General features: G+C 60.2%; 16 protein-coding genes. 11 read left to right on the top strand and 5 right to left on the bottom strand.

Translation table 11 applies throughout. From position 1 onward, the window contains the following. Window positions 1–76: 76 nt before the first annotated feature. The 7 genes from AC0TNG_RS03080 to AC0TNG_RS03050 all read left to right on the top strand — a co-directional run bounded on the left by AC0TNG_RS03080 (window position 77) and on the right by AC0TNG_RS03050 (window position 8,481). Window positions 77–682 carry an ankyrin repeat domain-containing protein gene (locus AC0TNG_RS03080; RefSeq protein ID WP_024907675.1) on the top strand — a complete coding sequence of 202 codons (606 nt, stop codon included), beginning with the start codon at window positions 77–79 and terminating at the stop codon, window positions 680–682. A 106-nt stretch (window positions 683–788) separates the two neighbouring features. Beyond that, on the top strand, window positions 789–2,330 hold the full coding sequence (gene fdrA, locus AC0TNG_RS03075) for an acyl-CoA synthetase FdrA (protein WP_473713283.1): 1,542 nt from the start codon (window positions 789–791) through the stop codon (window positions 2,328–2,330). After that, entirely contained in the window at window positions 2,330–3,745 is a 1,416-nt protein-coding gene (locus AC0TNG_RS03070) for a YlbE family protein (RefSeq protein WP_208763207.1), read from the top strand. Before fdrA ends, AC0TNG_RS03070 begins: the two co-directional genes overlap by 1 nt. An 11-nt stretch (window positions 3,746–3,756) precedes the next feature. Beyond that, a complete protein-coding gene (locus AC0TNG_RS03065) occupies window positions 3,757–5,310 on the top strand; it encodes a xanthine permease (protein ID WP_473713282.1) in 1,554 nt (517 codons plus the stop codon). Beyond that, window positions 5,307–6,263, top strand: coding sequence for a carbamate kinase family protein (locus AC0TNG_RS03060; protein ID WP_473713281.1), 957 nt, complete (start codon window positions 5,307–5,309; stop codon window positions 6,261–6,263). Before AC0TNG_RS03065 ends, AC0TNG_RS03060 begins: the two co-directional genes overlap by 4 nt. A 1-nt stretch (window position 6,264) precedes the next feature. Continuing rightward, entirely contained in the window at window positions 6,265–7,644 is a 1,380-nt protein-coding gene (locus AC0TNG_RS03055; protein WP_473713280.1) for an amidohydrolase family protein, read from the top strand. A 102-nt stretch (window positions 7,645–7,746) separates the two neighbouring features. Beyond that, window positions 7,747–8,481, top strand: a complete 735-nt coding sequence (locus AC0TNG_RS03050; RefSeq protein WP_208763205.1) for a class I SAM-dependent methyltransferase — start codon at window positions 7,747–7,749, stop codon at window positions 8,479–8,481. Here AC0TNG_RS03050 and AC0TNG_RS03045 read toward each other — a convergent pair. After that, the gene (locus AC0TNG_RS03045; protein WP_150147328.1) at window positions 8,475–9,077 is read right to left on the bottom strand and encodes a short chain dehydrogenase; all 603 of its coding nucleotides are present in this window, start codon (window positions 9,075–9,077) and stop codon (window positions 8,475–8,477) included. The genes AC0TNG_RS03050 and AC0TNG_RS03045 overlap by 7 nt on opposite strands. A 97-nt stretch (window positions 9,078–9,174) precedes the next feature. Between AC0TNG_RS03045 and AC0TNG_RS03040 the strand changes: the two genes are divergently transcribed. The 3 genes from AC0TNG_RS03040 (at window position 9,175) to AC0TNG_RS03030 (ending at window position 11,868) form a co-directional block, all read left to right on the top strand. Next, a complete protein-coding gene (locus AC0TNG_RS03040; RefSeq protein WP_208763204.1) occupies window positions 9,175–10,062 on the top strand; it encodes a LysR family transcriptional regulator in 888 nt (295 codons plus the stop codon). A 20-nt stretch (window positions 10,063–10,082) separates the two neighbouring features. Then, window positions 10,083–11,264 (top strand): aminotransferase-like domain-containing protein, encoded by a 1,182-nt coding sequence (locus AC0TNG_RS03035; protein ID WP_208763203.1) that lies wholly within the window; start codon window positions 10,083–10,085, stop codon window positions 11,262–11,264. 85 nt (window positions 11,265–11,349) lie between these two features. Beyond that, window positions 11,350–11,868 (top strand): DUF6622 family protein, encoded by a 519-nt coding sequence (locus tag AC0TNG_RS03030; protein WP_473713279.1) that lies wholly within the window; start codon window positions 11,350–11,352, stop codon window positions 11,866–11,868. 2 nt (window positions 11,869–11,870) lie between these two features. On the opposite strand, the gene AC0TNG_RS03025 is transcribed toward AC0TNG_RS03030, so the two are convergent. Continuing rightward, complete coding sequence (locus tag AC0TNG_RS03025) at window positions 11,871–12,290, bottom strand: nuclear transport factor 2 family protein (protein WP_473713278.1); 420 nt, start codon at window positions 12,288–12,290, stop codon at window positions 11,871–11,873. A gap of 97 nt (window positions 12,291–12,387) precedes the next feature. Between AC0TNG_RS03025 and AC0TNG_RS03020 the strand changes: the two genes are divergently transcribed. Next, a complete protein-coding gene (locus AC0TNG_RS03020; protein ID WP_473713277.1) occupies window positions 12,388–13,125 on the top strand; it encodes an AraC family transcriptional regulator in 738 nt (245 codons plus the stop codon). Window positions 13,126–13,173: 48 nt separating this feature from the next. Here the strand turns inward: AC0TNG_RS03020 and AC0TNG_RS03015 are convergent, their stop codons facing one another. The 3 genes from AC0TNG_RS03015 to AC0TNG_RS03005 are packed head-to-tail and all read right to left on the bottom strand — an operon-like array spanning window position 13,174 to window position 17,949. After that, window positions 13,174–14,343 (bottom strand): beta-barrel domain-containing protein, encoded by a 1,170-nt coding sequence (locus tag AC0TNG_RS03015; RefSeq protein WP_152540067.1) that lies wholly within the window; start codon window positions 14,341–14,343, stop codon window positions 13,174–13,176. Between the two features lie 10 nt (window positions 14,344–14,353). Further along, the gene (locus AC0TNG_RS03010; protein ID WP_024908316.1) at window positions 14,354–16,549 is read right to left on the bottom strand and encodes a type I secretion system permease/ATPase; all 2,196 of its coding nucleotides are present in this window, start codon (window positions 16,547–16,549) and stop codon (window positions 14,354–14,356) included. After that, the gene (locus tag AC0TNG_RS03005; RefSeq protein ID WP_473713276.1) at window positions 16,546–17,949 is read right to left on the bottom strand and encodes a TolC family outer membrane protein; all 1,404 of its coding nucleotides are present in this window, start codon (window positions 17,947–17,949) and stop codon (window positions 16,546–16,548) included. Before AC0TNG_RS03005 ends, AC0TNG_RS03010 begins: the two co-directional genes overlap by 4 nt. Window positions 17,950–17,952 lie beyond the last annotated feature (3 nt).

Here is a 17,952-nt window from a genome sequence, read left to right as displayed (position 1 = left end):
TTTTAAGCGGATTCTTTTATGACCAGGCTGTTGCTATTCTCAGGTCAACAGAAATAAAAACATCAGGAGTCTGAATATGTCTGCAACTGAACTCGTTACTGAATTTCTGCTGGCGGCAGAGGAGGGCAATAGCGATGCGCTAAAAGCCTGCCTGGAGAAAGGCGTGGATATTAACGCCACCAACCGCCAGAAAAGAACCGCCGTTATTATTGCCAGCCTGAAAAAACATTATGCCTGCGTAGAGTTATTAATTGCCGCCGGAGCGGATATTGATAAACAGGACCAGACCTGCTTTAACCCTTTCCTCATTAGCTGCCTGACGAATGATTTAACTCTCCTGCGGCTGGTATTGCCCGCGAACCCGGATCTCGACCGCCTGACGCGCTTTGGCGGCGTGGGCATTACGCCAGCCAGTGAAAAAGGGCACGTGGAGATCGTACGCGAGCTGCTGGAAAAAACCGATATCAACGTCAACCACACCAACTTTGTTGGCTGGACGCCGCTGCTGGAAGCCATCGTACTAAACGACGGCGGCGCAAAGCAGCAGGCGATCGTGAAGCTGCTGCTGGATCACGGCGCGAACCCGCACATGACCGACAAATATGGCAAAACCCCGCTCGAGCTGGCGCGGGAGAAAGGCTTCACTGAGATTGCCGACCTGCTGCTGGCGGCGGGCGCATAGCGCATTCGGCCAGCCATTTCCGGCTGGCCGTTAATTCAAAAATATTTTTACCGACGTGCATTTTGCACGACGGCGGCCCCCTTTTATCCGTATTCAGGAGAAAACAATGCCAACCAAAATCGTTATAAAAAAGAATACGTATTTTGATTCGGTGTCATTAATGTCCGTTTCCACCAAAGCCAATAAATTGCCGGGCGTCGACCAGGCGTTTGTGGCCATGGCGACGGAGATGAATAAAGGCGTATTAAAAAACCTCGGGCTATTAACGCCGGAATTAGCGGAAGCCAAAAACGGCGACCTGATGATCGTGATTAAAGGTGACGCGGCGAATGATGAAACGCTGGCCGCTATTGAAGCGCTGTTCACGCGTAAAGAGAGCGCAGGTTCCCATGAAGCGCGCTACGCGACGATTGCCAGCGCCAAAACCCATCGCCCGGACAGCAACCTTGCGGTGATTTCCGTCAACGGCACCTTCGCCGCCCGCGAGGCGCGTCAGGCGCTGGAAAACGATCTCAACGTAATGCTCTTCTCCGATAACGTGTCGCTCAACGACGAGCTGGCGCTGAAGCAGCTGGCGCACCAGAAAGGGCTGCTGATGATGGGGCCGGACTGTGGCACCGCCATCATCAACGGCGCGGGGCTGTGCTTTGCTAACGCGGTGCGCCGCGGCTCGATTGGCATCGTCGGCGCATCCGGCACCGGCAGCCAGGAGTTGAGCGTGCGCATTCACGAATTCGGCGGCGGCGTATCGCAGCTGATTGGCACCGGCGGGCGCGATCTCAGCGAGAAAATTGGCGGTCTGATGATGCTCGACGCCATCGACATGCTGGAAGCCGACGAGGGCACAGAGGTGATTGCGCTGATCTCCAAACCAGCGGCGCCTGCCGTGGCAGAAAAGGTGCTGGCCCGCGCCCGCGCCTGCCGCAAGCCGGTGGTTGTTTGCTTCCTCGGGCGCAGCGAACCGCCCGCCGATGAGGACGGCCTGCAGTTTGCGCGCGGCACCAAAGAGGCAGCCCTGAAGGCGGTCCTGCTCACCGGCATCAAAAAAGAGTCCCTTGATCTGCATCCGCTCAACTGGCCTTTGATTGAAGAGGTGCGCGCCCGCCTGACTCCGCAGCAGAAGTACATTCGCGGCCTGTTCTGCGGCGGCACCCTGTGCGACGAGGCGATGTTCGCGGCGCTAGCGAAATTCGACGACGTCTACAGCAATATCCAGCCGGATCCCGCTAAACGCCTGCAGGACGTCAGCGTCAGTAAAGCCCATACCTTCCTCGACTTTGGCGACGACGACTTCACCAACGGCAAGCCGCACCCGATGATCGACCCGACCAACCGCATCGGCCGCCTACTGCAGGAGGCCCGCGACCCGGAAGTCGGCGTCATCGTGATGGACTTCGTGCTGGGCTTTGGCGCGCACGAGGATCCGGTCGGCGTGATGCTCGACGCCATTAAAGAGGCGCAGACCATCGCGAAAGCCGATAACCGTCCGCTGGAAATCCTCGGCTACGTGCTCGGCACCGACCAGGATCCGCAGTCGCTGGCGCAGCAGTGCCAGCTGCTGACCGACGCAGGCGTCATCTGGGCCAGCAGCAGCACCAACACCGGATTACTGGCACGCGAATTTGTCTGCAAAGGGGAGAAAGCATAATGACCACCTTATTCAACCAGCCGCTGAACGTCATTAACGTCGGCATTGCGATGTTCAGCGACGATCTTAAAAAACAGCACGTACCCGTCACCCAGCTCGACTGGACGCCGCCGGGGCAGGGCAATATGCAGGTCGTTGAGGCGCTCGACCAGCTGGCGAAAAAACCGCTGGCGGAGAAAATCGCCGCCGCCAATAAGCTTGCGCTTGAGCGCATTATTCAGTCCCATCCGGTGCTGGTGGGCTATGACCAGGCGATTAACGTTGTGCCGGGGATGACCCGCACCACCATTCTGCACGCCGGTCCGCCTGTCTCCTGGGAAAACATGTGCGGCGCGATGAAGGGCGCGGTCACCGGGGCGCTGGTGTTTGAAGGGCTGGCGAAAGATCTGGACGACGCGACACGGCTTGCCGCCTCCGGGGATATTACGTTCTCGCCGTGCCACGAGCACGACTGCGTGGGCTCGATGGCGGGCGTCACCTCCGCGTCGATGTTTATGCACATCGTTGAGAACAAAACCTACGGCAACCGCGCCTTCACCAACCTCAGCGAGCAGATGGCGAAGATCCTGCGCATGGGGGCCAACGACCAGAGCGTGATCGACCGCCTGAACTGGATGCGCGACGTGCTCGGTCCGATGCTGCGCGATGCGATGAAGATTATCGGCGAAATCGACCTGCGGCTGATGCTGGCCCAGGCGCTGCACATGGGCGACGAGTGCCACAACCGCAACAACGCGGGCACCACGCTGCTGATCCAGGCGCTGACGCCGGGGCTGATTCAGGCGGGCTATCCGGTGGCGCAGCAGCGCGAGGTATTTGAGTTTGTCGCCAGCAGCGACTACTTCTCCGGCCCGACGTGGATGGCGATGTGTAAGGCCGCCCTGGAAGCCGCTCACGGGATTGAGTACAGCACCGTGGTCACTACCATGGCGCGCAACGGCTACGAGTTTGGCCTGCGCATTTCCGGCCTGCCGGGGCAGTGGTTCACCGGCCCGGCGCAGCAGGTGATCGGCCCGATGTTCGCGGGCTATAAGCCGGAAGACTCCGGGCTGGATATCGGCGACAGCGCCATCACCGAAACCTACGGCATCGGCGGTTTTGCGATGGCGACGGCCCCGGCAATCGTTGCGCTGGTGGGCGGCACGGTGGAGGAAGCTATCGACTTCTCCCGCCAGATGCGCGAAATCACCCTCGGCGAAAACCCGAACGTCACCATTCCGCTGCTCTCGTTTATGGGGATCCCGACCGCCATCGACATCACCAGAGTCGCGGGCAGTGGCATTCTGCCGGTGATTAACACCGCCATTGCCCACAAAGACGCCGGCATCGGCATGATTGGGGCGGGCATCGTTCACCCGCCGTTTAGCTGTTTTGAAAAGGCGCTGTTGACCTTCCGCGATCGCTACTTTTTATAAGGCAAGCATCCATGAAAAACATGAAGCTGGAGTGGAAAAGAGGTGACTGGGCGGCGTATTTCGGGTTGATGACCAACAACCTGACCAATTTGCTGACCATGATGGGGCTGCTCATTTTTGTCGTCGGCATCCCGAAGGAGATTGTTTATGGACGCATCGCGCCGGCCTTCGGGCTGGCGGTGCTGACCGCGAGTATTTGCTATGCCTGGTTCGGCATGCAGATGGCACGCGCCACCGGACGAACGGACGTCACCGCGCTGCCGTCCGGCCCCAGCGCGCCGTCAATTTTTACCGTGACCTTCCTGGTGCTGATGCCGGTCTATCAGCAGACCGGTGATGCGGAGTTCGCCATCCAGATTGGCCTGGTGTGGTGCTTTGTTGAGGCGATGATCCTCGCGGGCGGCTCGTTTTTAGGGGAAACCATCCGCAAGATGATCCCGCGCACCGTGCTGCTGTCGTGCCTGTCCGGTTTGGGTCTGCTGCTGCTGGCGATGAACCCGATGCTGCAGGCGTTCGAGGCGCCGACAGTGTCGTTTATCGTGCTGCTGCTGATTTTCATTAACTGGTTTGGTAAAAAGCCGATTTTCGCCCGCATCCCGACCGGTCTTCTGCTGCTGATTGCCGGCACGGCCCTGGCGTGGATCTCCGGCCTGCAGAGCCCGGAAGCGATTAAAGCGTCCATGTCATCCTTCGGCTTTAACCCGCCGCAGGTGCACGTGGAGGGCTTCCTGCAGGGCCTGCCGCACGCGCTGCCGTATCTTGCCTCTGCCGTGCCGCTGGGGCTGGCGAACTACATCTTTGACCTGGAAAACATCGAAAGCGCCCACGCGGCGGGGGATGAATACCCGACGCGCAAGGTGATGCTGGCGAACGGTCTGGCCTCCATGCTCGGTTGCCTGATGGGGAACCCGTTCCCGGTGACGGTCTACGTCGGCCATCCCGGCTGGAAAGCGATGGGCGCGAGCATCGGCTACACGCTGGCCTCCGGCGTAACCATGTTCATCGTGCCGCTGTTCGGGCTGGGGGCGTTTATGCTCGCCATCATTCCGATGACCGCCATTGTGCCGATTCTGGTGTTTATCGGCGTGGTCACCGCCAACCAGGTGGTGAGGGAAACGCCCAAAGTGGAGGTACCCGTGATCTTCATCTGTCTGTTCCCGTGGATCGCCAACTGGGCGCTGACCATGATGAACAGCGTGATGGGGGCGGCGGGCACCAGCGCGGCGAAGATCGGTACCGACGTGCTGCACAGCAAAGGGATCTACTACGAGGGATTAGTCCATCTGGGGAACGGGGCACCGCTCGCCAGCATGCTGTGGGGCTGTATCGCCATTTTCGCCATCATCAACAAACCGCTGCGCGGCGCCGTTGCGGCTGCAGGTGGGGCGCTGCTGGCGCTGTTTGGGGTGATCCACGCCCCGGTCGTGGGCTTTGCCGAAGGCAGTTCGCTGATGTTCGTCACCGCGTATCTGATGATGGGCGGCATGTTTGTGGTGAAGCATGTGCTGGATAGCCGCGAAGCGGCGAGCGCTGCGCCGGGTACCGTTGCGAAGGAGCACGTATGAAAGAGCTTATGGTTGTCGCCATTGGCGGCAACAGCATTATCAAAGACAACGCCAGCCAGTCGGTTGAACATCAGGCGCAGGCGGTGAAAGCGGTGGCAGAGTCGGTGCTGGAAATGCTGGCCTCCGACTATGACATCGTGCTTACCCACGGCAACGGCCCTCAGGTGGGGCTGGATCTGCGCCGGGCTGAAATTGCCCACGAGCGGGAGGGGCTTCCCCTCACGCCGCTGGCAAACTGCGTGGCAGACACCCAGGGCGGCATTGGCTACCTGATCCAGCAGGCGCTGAACAACCGCCTGGCCGCGCGCGGGGAGCAAAAAGCGGTCACGGTCGTCACGCAGGTGGAGGTGGATAAAAACGATCCCGGCTTTACGCACCCGACGAAACCTATCGGTGCGTTCTTCAGCGAGGCGCAGCGCGACGAGCTGCAGCGCGCGCACCCGGACTGGCGTTTTGTTGAGGACTCCGGCCGTGGCTATCGCCGCGTGGTGGCTTCACCGCAGCCGCTGCGGATTGTCGAGGCGGATGCCATTAAGACGCTCACTCAAAAAGGATACGTGGTGATCGGCGCGGGCGGCGGCGGTATTCCCGTGGTGCGCAGCGAACAGGGCGATTACCAGAGCGTCGACGCGGTGATTGATAAAGATCTCTCCACCGCGCTGCTGGCGCGGGAGATTGGCGCCGACGTGCTGGTGATTACCACCGGCGTGGAAAAGGTGTGCGTCAACTTCGGTAAGCCAAACCAGCAGGCGCTGGACACCGTTAACGTGGCGCAGATGAGGCGTTATATGGAGGAAGGCCACTTCCCGGCAGGCAGCATGCTCCCCAAAATCGTCGCTTCGCTGGAATTCTTACACCACGGCGGCAAACGCGTGATTATCACCTCGCCGGACTGCCTGCCCGCGGCGCTGCGTGGAGAAACCGGCACCCATATTGTGAATGAAGGAAGATAAGATGAGTGAAAACAAAAGCCGCCGCGAGTTTATCAGCCAGAGCGGCAAAATGGTCACCGCCTGCGCGCTGTTTGGCGCGACCGGATCCGTCGCGTATGCTGCTGACTCCGCAAAGCCAACCTGCGAGACCGGCAAACCGATGAGCATCACCGCAAAACACTACTACCTCGACAACGTGCTGCTGGAGGCCGGGTTTAATGTCGACGGCGGCGTGGCGACAGGCACACGCACCGAGCTGAAAACGCTGGAGATTAAGGACGGGAAGATCGTCGCCCTGCGCGACAACAAGCGCCACGCCGACGACTCGCTGCCGCACTACGATGCGGGCAACAAGCTGATGCTCCCGGCAATGCGCGACATGCACATCCACCTGGATAAAACCTTCTACGGCGGCCCGTGGCGATCGCTCAACCGCCCGGCGGGCACCACGATTCAGGATATGATCCGCCTGGAACAGAAGCTGTTGCCCGAGCTGCAGCCCTACACCCAGGAGCGTGCGGAAAAGCTGATCGACCTGATCCAGTCGAAAGGCTCCACCATCGCCCGCAGCCATTGCAACATTGAGCCGGTTTCCGGCCTGAAAAACCTGGAAAATTTGCAGGCGGTCCTGGCGCGCCGCAAACCTGGTTTTGACTGCGAAATCGTCGCCTTCCCGCAGCACGGGCTGCTGCTGTCGAATTCTGAAAAGCTGATGCGCGAGGCGATGCAGGCCGGGGCGCACTACGTGGGCGGGCTGGACCCGACCAACGTCGACGGCGCGATGGAGAAATCTCTCGATCTGATGTTCCAGATTGCGCTGGACTACGACAAAGGGGTGGACATTCACCTGCACGAAACCAGCCCGGCGGGCGTGGCGGCGGTGAACTACATGGTCGAAACCGTGGAGAAAACGCCGGCGCTGAAGGGGAAACTCACCATCAGCCACGCCTTCGCGCTGTCGACGCTCAACGAGCAGCAGGTGGATGAGATCGCCACCCGCATGGCGGCGCAGCAGGTGACCATCGCCTCCACAGTGCCGATTGGCACCCTGCATATGCCGCTGAAGCAGCTGCGCGAGAAGGGCGTGTTCGTGATGACGGGGACCGACAGCGTAATCGACCACTGGTCGCCGTACGGACTGGGGGACATGCTGGAGAAAGCGAATCTCTATGCGCAGCTCTATATTCGCCCCAATGAGCAGACGCTCTCCCGGGCGCTCGGTATCGCCACCGGCGACGTGCTGCCGCTGAACGACAAGGGCGAACGCGTGTGGCCAAAAGCGCAGGACGACGCCAGCTTTGTGCTGGTGGACGCCTCCTGCTCAGCCGAAGCCGTGGCGCGCATTTCCCCGCGTACCGCAACGTTCCATAAGGGTAATCTGGTTTGGGGCGTAGTGGGTTGATGTGCATTTCTCCCTCTCCCTGTGGGAGAGGGTTGGGGTGAGGGCATCAGGCCGCAGGCAATGCTTTATACTGGGAGTCACATTCTTAAAGAGGGATCTGCCATGGCACAAAACATCTACGACAACCCGGCGTTTTTTGAAGGCTACGCCCAGCTTCCGCGTTCGGTACAGGGTCTGGACGGCGCGCCAGAGTGGCCTGCACTAAAAAGCATGCTGCCGGATTTAACCGGCAAATCGGTTGTCGATCTCGGCTGCGGCTACGGCTGGTTCTGCCGCGCCGCGCGCGAGCTGGGCGCTGCTGACGTCACGGGGGTCGATATCTCAGAAAAGATGCTCGCCCGCGCGGCTGAACTGACTGACGACGCACGGATTCACTATCAGCGTAGCGATCTGGAATCACTTAAGCTCAACGAGAACAGCCTCGATCTGGTCTACAGCTCGCTGGCGCTGCACTACCTGCCGGAGCTGGATACCCTGTTTGCGAAGGTTCAGCGCGCGCTTAAGCCCGGCGGCTGCCTGGTCTTTTCGATGGAGCACCCAATATATACCTGCGCCTCCCGTCAGGGCTGGCTGACCGACGATAGCGGCGAGCGGTTCTGGGGCGTGAACCATTATCAGGACGAAGGCCAGCGCGTCAGCAACTGGCTGGCGGACGGGGTGATCAAATACCACCGCACTCTGGGCACCACGCTTAACGCGCTCATCAGGGCTGGATTAACGATAAGCGAGGTCAACGAGTGGGGGCCAACGCAGGCGCAGATTGACGCCTGGCCCGCGCTGGCCGAAGAGGCGGAGCGCCCGATGCTGGTGCTGATCGCCGCCCGTAAGGATCAGTAGCCGACCTTGTATACGCGCCCGGTCTGCACGCCTTCCACGCTGCGACGATAGGCCTGCGCCACGGTCGCGGCGGGAACGCTTTCAAAACCCGGGAAGAAGCCATCGTACGTGTCGACCGATTCGGTGAGCACCGTCGGGCTGATCAGGTTGATGCGGATCCCGCGCGGCAGCTCGCAGGCTGCCGCGCGAACAAACCCTTCCAGCGCGGCATTCACCGTGGTGGCGTTCACGCCCTGCGCAATCGGCTCGTGCGCCACGATCCCACTTATCAACGTAATCGAGCCGCCTTCATTCAGGTAGTGCTGGCCGGTCAGCGCCAGGCGCACCTGCCCCAGCAACTTATCCTGCAGCCCCTGGTTAAAGTCGCTGTCTTTCATGGTCGCGAGCGGGCCGAAGTAGAGGCCACCGCTGGCGGACACAATCGCATCTACCGGGCCGATTTTCTCGAACAGCGCCTGGACGCTCGCCTGCGAGGTGATATCCACCTGCTCGTCGCCCTGCGTGCGACCGACGCGGATGACCTCGTGGCGACGACTCAGCTCTTCCGTTACCGCACGACCGACCGTACCGCTGGCACCAATAATGACGATTTTCATAGCTGACTCCTTCTGTTGTGAGCCTTTATTCTTTAATAAATAAAAATGCAGATAAACTGGGCTAAAGTTAGAAGATTGCTAACCAGGAGTTTGGAATATGGATAAGCTCCGCAGCATGGAGACGTTTATTGCCGTGGTGGAAAGCGGCAGTTTTACCGGTGCGGCGGCACGGCTGGAGATGTCGGCGGTGATGGTGGGCAAGTACGTTGCGCTGCTGGAATCACAGCTTGGTACCCGCCTGCTGGAGCGTAACACGCGCCGTCAGAGCCTGACGGATGCCGGACGCGTCTATTTCGACGAGGCGAAGCGGGTGCTGGAGCAGGTCTCCATTGCTGAGAATGCAGTCGAGCGGCTCCGTGCTGCACCTGCCGGAACGTTGCGCGTCACGGCACCCACGTCGTTTGGCGGCTGCGTGATTGCCCCGCTGACGGCCACCTTTTTGCAGCGCTACCCGGAGGTACGCATCGAGCTGGATCTCACCAACCGGATGGTCGATCTGGTGGAGGAGGGCGTCGATCTGGCCATTCGCATTGGTGACGTTCGTAATGACGATCTGGTGGCGAAATACCTGTGCCCCTACAACATGGTGATCTGCGCCGCACCGGACTATTTAGCGCGACACGGCACGCCGCAAACGCCAGACGATCTGGTGGATCATCTCTGTCTTTCGCACACGGTGTGGACTGCACGTAACGAGTGGCGGCTGCCGGGCGTGGAAGGAGAGGTGCGCTGGAAGCGGGATGCGATCTTAAGATGTAACGACGGCTACGGCTTACGCATGGCGGCGCGGGCCGGGGCGGGGCTGTTGCTGCAACCGGAAGTGCTGGTGGCGGAAGAGCTGGCAAGCGGCAGGCTGGTGCGCGTGCTTGAGCCGTTCACGCCCGCGCCAAGGCCGGTGCATTTATTGTGGCGTCAGGATTTACGTCAACTGCCTAAGCTAACGGAATTTATCGCCCATATTCTGCTAAGATTGGGCACAATATAAAAAAAGAAGGTAATCAAAGAATGTCTGCAAACAAACTCGCCAGCAGCGCGCAGGGCCTGCAATCATCTGCCATCCGTGAATTATTAAAACATAGCAAAATGGCAGGGGTGATATCGCTGGGCGGGGGGATTCCTAATCCCGATCTGTTCGATCACGAAGGGCTTAAAATTGCTGCCGATGCCGTCTTATCTCAGCATTTTGGCGAGGCGTTCCAGTACGGCCTGACGGAAGGCGTACCGGGACTGCGCGAGGAAATTAAACGCATCTGCGAGGGGCGCGGTATCGCCTGTAAGGCCGATGATGTCGTTATTACTTCCGGCTCGCAGCAATCTCTTGACGTGCTGGCGCGTGCGTTAATCAACCCGGGTGACACCGTTGTGGTTGAGCGTCCAACCTATCTTGCCGCGCTGCAGGTCTTCGGCCTGGCGCAGGCCAACTTTGAATCCGTTGGCACCGACGGCGACGGTATGAAGGTGGACGAACTTGAGGCCCTGGTGGCAAAGAAAGCCATCAAAGCGGTCTATATTGTTCCGACGTTTGGCAACCCTGGCGGGGTAACTCTTTCTGAAGCGCGCCGTAAACAGCTGGTGGAATTATCGAAGCGCTATGACTTCGTGATTATTGAAGACGATCCGTACAGCGAAATTAATTATACCGATGAAGTCTTCCGCCCGTTAATTGCCCATGCCAAAGATATCGGCAATGAAGAGAACGTGGTGTATACCTCGACCTTCTCTAAAATCCTCGCGCCGGGCACTCGCGTAGGCTGGGTGCTGGTGCCGGAATGGCTGAAGCGCGCGGTAGTGAACCTTAAGCAAACCACCGATCTGCACACCAGCACGCTGTCGCAGCTGATGACGTATGAATACCTGAAAACCGGTCGTCTGGCCGATCAGATTAAAATGATCCGCGAAGCCTATCGCCAGAAATACCAGACGTTCGCAACCGAGCTGGAGGCCGAGCTCGGCGACGTGATGTCGTTCCACAAGCCGAAGGGCGGGATGTTCCTGTGGGCGAAGATGAATAATGGTAGTAACACCACCCGCTGGCTTGAAAAAACGTTAAGCAACGGCGTAGTATTTGTGCCTGGCGAGTTTTTCTACTGCAATGAGCCAGACCCAACGACGCTGCGCATGTCATTTGTGACGCCAACGGATGAAGATCTGAAAGAGGCGGTTCAACGCCTGAAAAAATCGCTCTAAAAGAGCTGCGCATAATGGCTTTCCTGCCGTTATGCGCAATACGCGTTCAGGGCGGCACGGGCCGCTATCGTTCATGGTGAGTTCCATGTTTGAATTTCTGATCGGTGTCGTTACCCACACGCCCGTCTGGGTGTGGGTGCTGTTTATCTTCCTCATCTCTCGCGGCATTAAAGCCCGCAGGCCCGCTACCGTTACGCTGGAGAGGCTTGCCATCATTCCCGCTATCTTTCTTCTCTGGGATATCTACGATCTGGTGGTCTACCGCACGTTAACCCCCGGGACTGTCGCATTGTGGACGGCGGGGATCCTCGCCGGGGCCGCGCTGGGGTATTTCCTGATTAAGCAGGCGGTTATCACCCGCGCAGAGGCGCCGCGCACCCTTTTCCGCCAGGCAGACTACACCGCGCTGCCGTTTATGATGCTGGCGTTCGGGGTCAAGTATGTGCTGGGCGTGATGAGCGCTGTCTCTCCCCAGACGATGCAGCAGCCCGTCATGAGCGCGCTGGCGATCGTCTCCGGCGGCGTGTTTGCCGGTGTGTTTATTGGGAAATTTGCGCGCTATATTGGCGTGTATAACAGCGCCGCACCGCGCCCGGCGGAGTGACGTTATTCTGTCGCGTGTGCCAGCGTGCGGTCTGCAGCATCGCCGCTGAGTGCTCGCGTGACTTCATGGATCCGCCAGATTTTCCCTTCACGCAGCGCGGCAAACAGGTAAACCTCGATCTCTGCCTGACGACCATCAGGATACGTGACCGTCACGATATGCCGGTCAGCCAGAAGTTCGTCATGACAGGCTATCTCCGCCACGCTAAAGGCGATCGCGCGGATCTGCGAGCGGACGTGGTTCAGGTGCTGAATAAAACCCCGGTAGTCAAGGGCGTGACCGTCCGTAAACTGCTGGTAATCGGGCGTGAATACCTCTTCAGGACCGATATCGCCGTTGAATAAGCGGGTTAACAGGCACGCCATCTTTTCGCGCTGCGCGGCGTTGTCAGGCTGGGCTATCAGGGACGTGATAATGCTCATGCGGGCTCCTTATGTGATTGAGTCCCCATTTTCCTTGACAGCCGAAGACGTAGTTTCTGTAATGCGTCGATGAATAACGATTTTCGGTCAAAATGAGATGGTCAGTTTTGAAACGCTCCGTCATCCCGGCGGGTATCGAACACCGTGGCATAGTCATCGCACCGGCCAGCTGTGGCGCATTGCAACAGGGCTGTTGGTCATTGAGACGCTGCAGGCGCGCTCGGTCGTACCGGCAAAACACATCGGCTGGATCCCGCCAGGTCAGCAGCACGCCGCTTTTTCTGAAAGTGAGATAGAAGGCTGCGCTATCTATCTTGAACCCGCCAGCTGTGCAGGGCTTCCCGATACGCCCGCGCTGTTCGAGCCCGACGATCTGACCCATGCACTGTTTAGCCGTTTATGTGGTGCAGAGAGTGAGTACGATCCGCGAAAGCTGACTTTGCTGCTGGATGAGCTTGCCCTGACGCCCCAGATTCACTTTTCTCTGCCCGTGCCGACGGATCCGCGTCTGAAGAACGTGGTCAGCCATTTGCTGCAGTTTGTCGATGATAACCAGACGGTCGAGAGTCATGCTATTCATGCTGGGATGAGCGTACGTACGTTCAACCGTCGGTTTAGTGCCCAGACCGGAATGAACTTTGTTAACTGGCGGCAGCTGGCGCGCGTCATGCAGGCAATGGAGTGGCTGGCGGCAGGGAAGCCGGTAGGGTGGATTGCGCTGTCCTGCGGCTACAGCAGCGTCAGCGCATTTATTGAGGTTTTCAGAGCATGGACCGGTAAAACACCGGGGCAGTGGGCGATGTTGCGGTCTGATGCCCTCCCCACGTCCCGCTGAGCTTTACAATGTAGGCCGGGTAAGGCGAAGCCGCCACCCGGCGATTGACTACCGCTCCCTCAGCGCTTCTTTCGCCCGGTTAAACGGCTTAATCAGATAATCCAGCACCGTTTTCTCGCCGGTCTTAATGTCCACCGTGGCAATCATCCCCGGCACAATCGAGAAATGCCTGCCCGCCTTATTGACCAGGTAATCCTGGCTGGTGCGAATGAACACCCGGTAGTAAAACACCTCCGGCTTGGCCTCATCCTGAATGGTATCCGGAGAAATCGTCTCCACCACCCCGTGCAGCCCGCCGTAAATGGCGTAATCGTAGGCGGTGATCTTCACCAGCGCCTCCTGGTTCGGGTGGATAAAGGCGATGTCGCGCGGCGACAGGCGGGTTTCAATCAGCAGGTGATCGTCTACCGGCACAATTTCCATCAGCTCGCCGTTGGGCGGGATCACGCCGCCGATGGTGGTGACCTTGATGTTTTTGACGATCCCGCGCACCGGGGATTTTACCGTCAGACGGGTGACGGAATCCTGACGGCCCTTGAGGATCGCCGAAACCATATCCACCTCCGCGTTGGCCTTGGAGAGCGCCTCGCGCGCCTGGACGTAATACTGCGAGCGCACGTCGGTGAGCTTCAGCTCCAGATCGCTTTTCTGCCGCTGCAGGCGCAGCACCTCCACGTGGCTGGCGGCGCCGGTTTTGACCAGCCGCTGGGTGATGGCCAGCTCTTTATTGGCGAGATCTAACGCGGCGCGCAGCTCCCGCTGGGTATCCTCCAGCTGCGCGCGGCGGGAGTTGTAGAGCCGCGTTTCGTCGGCAATCAGATCCGGCCATTTTGCCAGCGAAGGGGGGAACTTCAGCGGGAGATCGTTCACCTCGGCGTACAGGCGGGCGCTGGAGGCCAGTGAAGCCCGGTAGCGCGCCGCGCTTTCGCCGACGTTCGATTCGGAACGGGTAGGATCAAGCCGCGCCAGCACCTGCCCGGCCTGCACCTGATCCCCCTCGTGGACGTTCAGCTCGGTGAGGATCCCGCCGTCCAGCGACTGTAAAACCTGCTCGCGCGAGCTGGGGATCACTTTACCCGAGCCGGTTGATACCTCATCCAGCATGCCAAACCACGCCCAGACGCCCAGCACCACAAACATCAGCAGCGAGAAGATCACGATCCGACGCGCGCCGGTGTAGCCGCTTTCGGAGTCGAGGGCATTATCCAGATCGTCCATTGCCGCCACGTCACGCTGACTGATTTTCATTTTTCCACTCCCGTCCGGTTGCTGCCTGCTGCTGTTGCTGCATACGGCTGTTGTTCAGCGCCTGGGCTTTTGGCGCGTCCATCACCAGCATCCCCTCTTTCAACACCACTACACGCTCCACCAGTTCCAGAACCGGTACGCGATGCGTAGCGACAATCAGGGTGCGGTGCCCGAGCCAGTCGCCCAGGCGCTGGATAAATTCCCGCTCGGTGTGCTCGTCGAGTGACGCGGTGGGTTCATCCATCAGCACAATATTCGGATCGCGCAGGAGCATTCGCGCCAGCAGAATCGACTGGCGCTGCCCGCCGGATAACCCCACGCCGTTTTCCATGATCGGGTAGTCCAGCCCTTTGGGCAGCTTCTGCACGAAGCCCGCCGCACCGGTCAGCTCCAGCGCCTCAAAGATCTCTTCGTCGGTAGCGCGCGGCATGCCGAGGGTAATGTTTTCGCGCAGGGTGCCGTAAAACAGACGCGCATTCTGGGTCATAAAGCCGACGTTGCGCCGGACGTCGGCAACGTCGAGATGCGGCAGGCTGAAGTTATCAAGTCGCAGCTCGCCGGCTGCCAGATCCATCCCGCCCGCCATGGCCTGCAGCAGGGTCGATTTGCCCGCGCCGTTGCGCCCGAGGATCGCCACTTTCTCACCCGGGCGGATCTCCAGCCGGTTAATGCGCAGCGCCATGCGCGGATCGTCCGGCTGATAGCGGAACTGCGCCTGCTCGAACAGGTAGTGACCGCGCAGCACGTCCTGGCGGATCGGCGTCTCCTCGCGCTGGTTTTCGGTGGGAAGCTGCATGATGCTGTCCAGCCCCTCTTTTGCCGCTTTGACCTGCTGCCAGCGCGCCAGCACGCCGCACAGCGTCGCCATCGGGGCGATCATGCGGGAGGCCAGCATCGACGCGGCGACCACCGAGCCGGTAGTCAGGGTGCCGTCGATCACCATCGGCGCGCCGACCACAATCACTCCGGCGTAAACCAGGCTCTGGATGGTCATCCCCCAGCTAATCAGGTTCTGCGTCAGCTCGCGGGTGCGCAGGCCGGATTCGGCGGTGATCTGGATATAGCTGTTCCACTGCTGCAAAAAGCGGTTTTCCGCCTGCATCAGCTTGATGTCCTCCAGCCCCTGCACGCTCTCCACCAGCACCGCGTTGCGCAGGGTCGATTCATGAGCCGACTGTTTCGCCAGCTCCGCCAGCTTCTTCTGCAGCAGCAGGCCGGGCAGGACCATGATCACCGCCGCGACCGGGGCGATCCACGCCAGCTGCGGGGCGATGATCGCCAGCACCACCACGAACAGTAAAAAGAAGGGCAGGTCGACAATCGTCGAGATGGTGGACGAGGTGACCATCTCGCGGATCTGCTCCAGCTCGCGCAGCTGTGAGATAAAGCTCCCGGTGGATCGGGGGATCGCACTGTTGCGCAGCCGCAGCGCGTGGCCGAATACGCGATCCGAGACGCGCATATCCGAGCGCTTGCCCAGCAGATCCATAATGTGACCGCGCGCCACGCGCAGCACAAAGCCAAACAGGGTGGCAATCAGCACCCCGATGGTCAGGACGTACAGCGTCGGGTAGGACTGGGCGGGGATCACCCGGTCATAGACCTGCATGGAAAAGACGATCCCGGAAAGCGACAGCACGTTGATAAACAGCGCGGCCAGCATTACCCAGCTGTAGGGGCGGAGATCGCGCATCACCAGCCGGTAGAGCCAGTCCGGCCGGTATTTTGAAATATAGGCGTCCACGCGGCTGTCCTTCAGCGCGGCGAGCGGACGCAGGGCAATAACGTGGCGGATAGCGGGCAGCATCGCCGTCATCGACAGCCGGTTGGTGTAGGTCTCATCGCCGAAAAAACTGACTTCCAGCGTGTCATCGCCGTCGAAGTGCTCGATCGCACCGACCCGGCCGTCATTCAGCGCCACCACCACCGGCAGACGCCAGCTGTTGATCGACTGCTGGTCAGCGGTGAGCAGTTGAAACGACAGTCCCGCCTCACGCGCCAGCTGGGTGAGGGCGGGTACCATCGGTTTGCCTTTCAGCCACGGTGCGCCTGCGATCAGCGCGCCGGGCGAGCAGGCGACGCGGTAGCGGGTGGCGATAAAGCCAAAGGCCTGCGCCCACTGCGCCAGCGCCTCATCCGTCATGTTTTCACCTTGCGGGATATCACGCTGCTTCATGGCTGGATCTCCACGGTCTGGATGGTGCGGTTATCAAGATCGAACGCATGACGCAGCTGCCCGGTGTTATACAGGCAGTTGAGCTGCAGCTGGTGCAGCTGACCGAGGGTCTGCTGCTGGGTGAAGCGCGCCTGATAGACCTCCTGTTCGGCGTTGAGCACGTCGAGCAGCGGGCGCGAGCCGAGGTCAAGATATTGCTGCTGGTACAGCTCACGGGTGCGGGCGCTGAGGGCTTCCTGGCGGCCCTGGATTTGCAGCGTGCTTTGCAGGCTCATCACCTGGCTACGGGCTTCCAGCAGTTTCTGGCGGACATCAAGGCGCGTGCGCTGAATGGTGGACTGCGCCGCCTCCACCGCGTGTCCGGCAGCGTTACGCCGGGCGGTGAGGCCGCCGCCCTGATAGAGCGGCATCTGCACTTTCACCCATGCGGAATACTGGGTGCGATCCCGCGTTTCGCTGCCTGCATAGCGGTCGTTCATGTAGTGACGCACCTCCGGCTCCAGTGAGACGGTTGGCGTCATCTGCGCATCGGCGTAGTCGAGGTTAGCCTGGGCGACGTTAGCCTGCGCCCAGGCAGCGAGAACGGCGGGAACCAGACGGTCGTCCGGCTCGGCGACATCGCAGCTGCGGGCCAGCTTTTGCGGAAAGTCGTTGCTGATCGCGTTCAGGCTGTTCCAGCCGAGAAAGCTCATCAGCGTGGCGCGGGCGCTGTCCAGGCTGGCCTGGTACTGCATCAGCTGGGCGCGAGCGCCTTCGATACGCGCATCGGTCTGCACCACGTCAGAGAGCGACGTGGCGCCCTCGTCGTTACGCTGGCGGGTCAGCGTGCCGATGGAAGAGAGGGCTTCAAGCTGCTCTTTGGCGGTGTCGACCATCTGCTGCCAGGTTTGCACCTGTACCATGGCAACGGCGGTATCGTGGGCGATGGTGTCGATACTCACCAGCACGTTGGCCTGCTGCTGGGCAACGCCAGCGCTTTCGGCGCGCACCTGGCTGGCCACTTTGCCAAAGTCGTAGAGCATTTGTGAGAGAGAAAGCACCAGCGACGGCGTAAAGCCGTTCTGATCGCCGTCGTGGGAATAACCGTTGTCCACGCCGGCATTAATCTGCGGATAGTATTTTGATTTCGCGACGTCCACCTCTTCGCTCTGCTGGTAGAGTTTGCCCACGGCTTCGCTGATGGCCGGGTGCCAGGTAACGGCGCGGTTGACGGCCTCGCCAAGCTGCAATGAACCTGGAGCGGCGTTGCCTGCTACCGGGGCCACGCGCCCGTTGAGTGAGGGGAGTTCCTGCGTTTCGCGAAGCTGTCGGGTATTGATGGTTGCTGCCGGATTTGCACAGAAAGCGGGCACAGATATCAGGCAGCACAAGAGCCACCAGTAAGGCATCTTCATTCCCATGTC

It is taken from the genome of Enterobacter sp. PL_is514 (genome assembly GCF_055816715.1).
Note: the sequence above shows the minus strand (reverse complement) of the source record. Positions and strands in the feature narration are given on the sequence as shown.

What these genes read in the sequence shown, in the direction of transcription:
- AC0TNG_RS03015 (WP_152540067.1), bottom strand. Translation starts at nt 14,343, where the DNA reads ATGGACGATCTGGATAATGCCCTCGACTCCGAAAGCGGCTACACCGGC.
- AC0TNG_RS03055 (WP_473713280.1), top strand. Translation starts at nt 6,265, where the DNA reads ATGAGTGAAAACAAAAGCCGCCGCGAGTTTATCAGCCAGAGCGGCAAA.
- AC0TNG_RS03030 (WP_473713279.1), top strand. Translation starts at nt 11,350, where the DNA reads ATGTTTGAATTTCTGATCGGTGTCGTTACCCACACGCCCGTCTGGGTG.
- AC0TNG_RS03050 (WP_208763205.1), top strand. Translation starts at nt 7,747, where the DNA reads ATGGCACAAAACATCTACGACAACCCGGCGTTTTTTGAAGGCTACGCC.
- AC0TNG_RS03020 (WP_473713277.1), top strand. Translation starts at nt 12,388, where the DNA reads ATGGTCAGTTTTGAAACGCTCCGTCATCCCGGCGGGTATCGAACACCG.
- AC0TNG_RS03045 (WP_150147328.1), bottom strand. Translation starts at nt 9,077, where the DNA reads ATGAAAATCGTCATTATTGGTGCCAGCGGTACGGTCGGTCGTGCGGTA.
- AC0TNG_RS03060 (WP_473713281.1), top strand. Translation starts at nt 5,307, where the DNA reads ATGAAAGAGCTTATGGTTGTCGCCATTGGCGGCAACAGCATTATCAAA.
- AC0TNG_RS03065 (WP_473713282.1), top strand. Translation starts at nt 3,757, where the DNA reads ATGAAAAACATGAAGCTGGAGTGGAAAAGAGGTGACTGGGCGGCGTAT.
- AC0TNG_RS03035 (WP_208763203.1), top strand. Translation starts at nt 10,083, where the DNA reads ATGTCTGCAAACAAACTCGCCAGCAGCGCGCAGGGCCTGCAATCATCT.
- AC0TNG_RS03040 (WP_208763204.1), top strand. Translation starts at nt 9,175, where the DNA reads ATGGATAAGCTCCGCAGCATGGAGACGTTTATTGCCGTGGTGGAAAGC.
- AC0TNG_RS03010 (WP_024908316.1), bottom strand. Translation starts at nt 16,549, where the DNA reads ATGAAGCAGCGTGATATCCCGCAAGGTGAAAACATGACGGATGAGGCG.
- AC0TNG_RS03025 (WP_473713278.1), bottom strand. Translation starts at nt 12,290, where the DNA reads ATGAGCATTATCACGTCCCTGATAGCCCAGCCTGACAACGCCGCGCAG.
- AC0TNG_RS03005 (WP_473713276.1), bottom strand. Translation starts at nt 17,949, where the DNA reads ATGGGAATGAAGATGCCTTACTGGTGGCTCTTGTGCTGCCTGATATCT.
- fdrA (WP_473713283.1), top strand. Translation starts at nt 789, where the DNA reads ATGCCAACCAAAATCGTTATAAAAAAGAATACGTATTTTGATTCGGTG.
- AC0TNG_RS03080 (WP_024907675.1), top strand. Translation starts at nt 77, where the DNA reads ATGTCTGCAACTGAACTCGTTACTGAATTTCTGCTGGCGGCAGAGGAG.
- AC0TNG_RS03070 (WP_208763207.1), top strand. Translation starts at nt 2,330, where the DNA reads ATGACCACCTTATTCAACCAGCCGCTGAACGTCATTAACGTCGGCATT.